This is a genomic window from Rhizomicrobium sp. (genome assembly GCF_056722145.1).
The window spans coordinates 1-4,358 of record NZ_JBWZET010000146.1 but is presented as its reverse complement, the minus strand read 5'-3'; the positions used below and the strand labels follow the sequence as shown (position 1 = coordinate 4,358).

Sequence of the window (4,358 nt, the reverse complement as noted above, 5' to 3'; positions counted from 1 at the left end):
CGGTAGCTGCCCGCATTCGATGGTTCAACAGCACCGTATTGGCTGAGCACGCGTTCCGCCGCTTTGTTGCTGAAGTTCCACCAGGACCAGAGGTGGTCCTGCTGACGGTCTTGGGCAATCACGCCATACGCCGTGTAGTCGCGATAAGGCGAAGACTTGCCGCCGAGCCAGCCCGCATAGGCTTGGCCGTTTTGGACCAAGCCGACACACGAGACCTGCAGCACGTAATCGCCGCCGCCAAGCGCGACCACCGCGGCATCGGCATAGAGCACCTGATGCCAGACGTCTTCGGTTTCCTTGCCCTTCTTCACGGGCTTGTTTTCGAAACCGAAGAGGACGAGCTGGCCTTCCGGGCCTTTGGTGACGAGCATTTTGTGAGCGTCGTCAGCTTCGCTGTAATGCCCGAGCAATGCGCCCGACGTGTTGAAATCCGCCGCAGCGAAAATCGGTTTCTCCGATACGACGCCGGTGCAGCCGGCCAAAACAGTAGCGATAAGTGCAGGAAGCAGTGCGCGCCGTGCGAGCGACATGGCTGTGACCCCCGGAACCCACGGTAAGACTAACATGCGCGCGTGGCGCGAGCGCATGAAGGAATGTTCAACACCCGGCGAGGCGCTCGTTTGATTTTATTTTGGGGCAAGTTGGTGCGAACGCGCATTGGTCTCAGCGCCCAAAATGGCAAGCGGTTGATTTGTACTCGTTTTGCTCAGTTTGTCGCACCCCGAAAACTCCCCTTGAAGAATGCGGGAGGTTTTCCCATTTCTCGTATATCCGATGTATTGTATCGAGAGCGCCCGAAGGCTCACTCTTTCGGTTTTCCTGTCGACTGGCGGATCACCAGTTCGTGCAGCATCGGGCGTTTGCGCGCTTCGGCCTCGGTCGGCGGGTCGATGACAAAATCCATCGCCATATAGCCGGTCAGCTCCATCTTCTGGCGGCAGGTGGTGATCTGCGGCCAGACCGAACGCGCCAAAGGCGAATCGTCGAAGCCGGCGAGCGAGAAGTCGTCGGGAATACGGAATCCCAGCCGGTGCGCGGTGGACAGGATCGCGGCGGCGACCTCATCGTTGCAGGCGAAGACCGCACTCGGCAGGTCGGGGTTCGCCAGCAGGTGCTCGGCGGCGCCAAGGCCTTGGGCGTAATCGAAGCCGCCGGTCAGCAGCTGTGCCTCGTCGACGGCCAGTCCGGCATCGGCCATCGCCCGGAGGAAGCCGGCCAGCCGCGCCTTGGCGTCGCCGTGATCGGGCGGTCCTTTCACGAAGGTGATAGTCTTGTGGCCAAGACCGATCAGATGGCGCGTCACGTCGTACGCCGCCGCCTCATTGTCGATGCAGATGTCGAGCGTCGTGCCGGTCTCGGAATGCGGCGCGATGCGAACCACCGGCAATCCGGCGTCGCTGACGGCCTCGAGCACGGCGGCGATCTCGCAGATCGGCTCCGGCAGGATGACACCGCGCAACGGCGTACGAGCCAACAGCGCCCGCACCCGGCCGCCGAGAGCTGCGTCCTGCAAATCGAACGACTTCACGACCAGGGCGGTTTCCCATTTGTGGCAGCCCGCCATCAGGCCGATTTGCAGCATGCCGAAATAGCCCGAGCCGACCATCGGCATGTCGCAGAGGAATCCGATCAGGTTCGAGGTCGCGGCCATTGCAAGCTTCCGTTCAGTCCGTGCCGGCAATGAGATTGTCGAGCGCCCGGCTCTTGGCGACGCCAGACCGGAACGCGGCGACCGCGAAAACCATTGTGAGTTGTCCCGTGGCGTCGAGCAATGGCGCCAGCAACAATTCCGCCTCGAGATAGTGCAGATCGTTGAAGGCGACCGTCTTCACCACGCGGGTCGGCGTTTGGGTCACCAGCACCTCGCACAGCACCGCCTTCCAGCGCGCCGCGACTTCGACCGGTATCGCGGCTTCCAGGATAAGGCCTTGCATCTCGCCCAGCACGGCCGAAATGCGCGTGCCCATCAGGCGAATGAGAAAGGTGTCTTTATGGCGTTCGAAGATGATGAGATTGCCGAGAAAATCCTTCGACACGCGCGGCGTGAATTGGCTGCGCGGCGGAATCGTGCCCGAGCGCGACCACGCTTCGAATCCCGCCTTCAGGATCGGGGATTCGAACATCAGCGTGTCGTCTTTGGTGTAGGTCGAATTGAGACTTTCCGACCAGTCGCCGATCTCTGCCACGGGCACTCCTTCCGCCCATAGGTTAGGCAGCCGCCGCTGACCAACGGGTTAAACAATGCGCGACTGGGGTTTTCCCTTATACGGCTGTAACTGCGACTGGCTTGCAACTCCGCCGGGCGGGCCAATCCCTTGCAGCAGCGCCCTTTTCCTGCCCCTGTTTCTTGCTCCTTGGGGGGGAGGCGGCTAAAAGGCCGGTTCCTTGTCGAAGGTTTTGTCATGGTGTCGGATAAGAAAATTGCTCAAAAGAAGCCCAAGGCGCGGCTGCCGCGTGGGTTTCGCGACCGGTTTGGGGCCGAGATCGCGGCCGAGCGCCGGCTGATCGAGATCATTCGCGGCGTCTACGAAAGCTACGGCTTCGAGCCGTTGCAGACCCCGACTTTCGAGTACACCGACGCCCTCGGCAAGTTCCTGCCCGACGTCGACCGCCCCAACGAAGGCGTGTTCTCGCTGAAAGACGACGACGAACAGTGGATGAGCCTGCGCTACGACCTGACGGCGCCGCTTGCCCGCTATGTCGCCGAGAATTTCCAGAATTTGCCCAAGCCGTTCCGCCGCTATCAGATGGGCCTGGTCTATCGCAACGAAAAGCCCGGCCCCGGGCGCTATCGCGAATTCACCCAGTTCGACGCCGATACGGTGGGAAGCAATTCCCCCGCCGCCGATGCCGAACTCTTGATGATGGTGTGCGATGCGCTGGAAGCCTTGGGGCTGAAGCGCGGTGAGTACATCGTCAAGATCAATTCGCGCGGCATTCTCGATGGCGTGCTTGATGCCGTCGGCTTGCCGGTGGAAGAGCGCGAGCGCCGCGGCATCGTCATGCGCGCCATCGACAAGCTCGACCGGCTCGGCGTCGGCGGCGTCAAGGCGCTTCTCGGCGAAGGTCGCAAGGACGAGTCCGGCGATTTCACCAAGGGGGCCAATCTTTCCGAAGAGGCCGCCGCGAAGATTTTGCGTTTCCTCGAGATCGGCGCGGTCGGTGACGATTTCCAGGCAGTGCTGCGCGATATCGTCGGCGATAAGGCGACTGCCGCGATCGATCAGTTGGCGGCGATCGTCAATCTCTGCCGCGCCAACGGCTACTCCGCCGATCAGATCGCGCCCGATACCTCCATCATCCGCGGGCTCGACTACTACACCGGCCCGGTGTTCGAGGCGCAGCTTACGTTTCCGGTGACCAACGACGAGGGCGAGACCGTCGTGTTCGGCTCGGTCGCGGGCGGCGGGCGTTATGACGATCTCGTCGCGCGCTTCACTGGCCAGCAGGTTCCGGCGACCGGCATTTCCATCGGTGTGTCGCGGCTCTTGGCGGCGCTGACGGCGCGCGGGCTGGCGGCGGATGTTAAGCCCTTGGTGATCGTGCTCGGTATGGGCGACACGGTGTCGTCGTTCAAGATCGCGAAAGACCTGCGCGCCGCCGGCCTGCGCGCGGAAGCCTATGTCGGCACCAAGAAGATTCCCGACCAGCTCAAATACGCCGACAAGCGCGGCGCGGCGCTGGTGGTGATGGAAGGCGACGATGAACGCGCCGCCGGCACCGTCACCATCAAGGATTTGAAGCGCGGCGCCGAACTCGCCAAAGAGGTGGAAAGCCGCGCCGAATACCTCGGTGCCCGCGCCGCGCAGAAAACGGTGGCGCGCGCCGACCTGGTGGCGGGCATCAAACAGGCACTGAAGCAGGACTGAGATGACGCGCGAAACGCAGAGGGCCGATGATTTTTCAGGTGAGGGGGCACCGTGACGCGACATACCCCTCACCCGCAAAATCTAGCACTTAGCCTCGCATCGAGGCGTGGTGACGGAAGAGTGATCTCGGCTAAGTGCAAGATTTTGCGCCCTCTCCCTCAAGGGGAGAGGAAGATGGAAAGACAATGACTTCGTTCCCCACCTACGGTCCCGACGAAATTGAGGCCCTGACCGGCGTTGCCGACGCGGTGCTGGGCGTCTTGAAGGCGAACGGCTACACGCGGCACGAAACGGCGCTGCTGCAGCCGGCGCATCTGTTCGTCGACCGCTCGGGCGAGGAAATCCGCCGTCGTACATACGAACTGACCGATCCGACCGGCCAGGAGCTGTGCCTTCGCCCCGACCTCACCATTCCGACCTGCAAATTCCAGGTCGACAGCGGCGCGGCCTATCCGGCGCGGCTTTGCTATCATGGCCTCGCCTTCCGCC

5 protein-coding genes are annotated in these 4,358 nt (G+C 62.6%); 2 read left to right on the top strand and 3 right to left on the bottom strand.

Going from position 1 to position 4,358, the window contains the following annotated elements; genetic code table 11:
• The 3 genes from AC1P6P_RS08185 to AC1P6P_RS08175 all read right to left on the bottom strand — a co-directional run.
• A partial coding sequence (locus AC1P6P_RS08185; RefSeq protein ID WP_481401947.1) for a hypothetical protein occupies positions 1-530 on the bottom strand: 530 nt, incomplete at its 3' end.
• Between the two features lie 272 nt (positions 531-802).
• Positions 803-1,651, bottom strand: coding sequence for a substrate-binding domain-containing protein (locus AC1P6P_RS08180; RefSeq protein ID WP_481401946.1), 849 nt, complete (start codon positions 1,649-1,651; stop codon positions 803-805).
• Between the two features lie 13 nt (positions 1,652-1,664).
• The gene (locus AC1P6P_RS08175) at positions 1,665-2,186 is read right to left on the bottom strand and encodes a PAS domain-containing protein (protein WP_481401945.1); all 522 of its coding nucleotides are present in this window, start codon (positions 2,184-2,186) and stop codon (positions 1,665-1,667) included.
• Positions 2,187-2,405: 219 nt separating this feature from the next.
• Here AC1P6P_RS08175 and hisS point away from each other — a divergent pair, with 219 nt between their 5' ends.
• Complete coding sequence (hisS, locus tag AC1P6P_RS08170) at positions 2,406-3,869, top strand: histidine--tRNA ligase (RefSeq protein WP_481401948.1); 1,464 nt, start codon at positions 2,406-2,408, stop codon at positions 3,867-3,869.
• 185 nt (positions 3,870-4,054) lie between these two features.
• On the top strand, positions 4,055-4,358 hold a 304-nt coding region (locus AC1P6P_RS08165), incomplete at its 3' end, for an ATP phosphoribosyltransferase regulatory subunit (protein ID WP_481401944.1).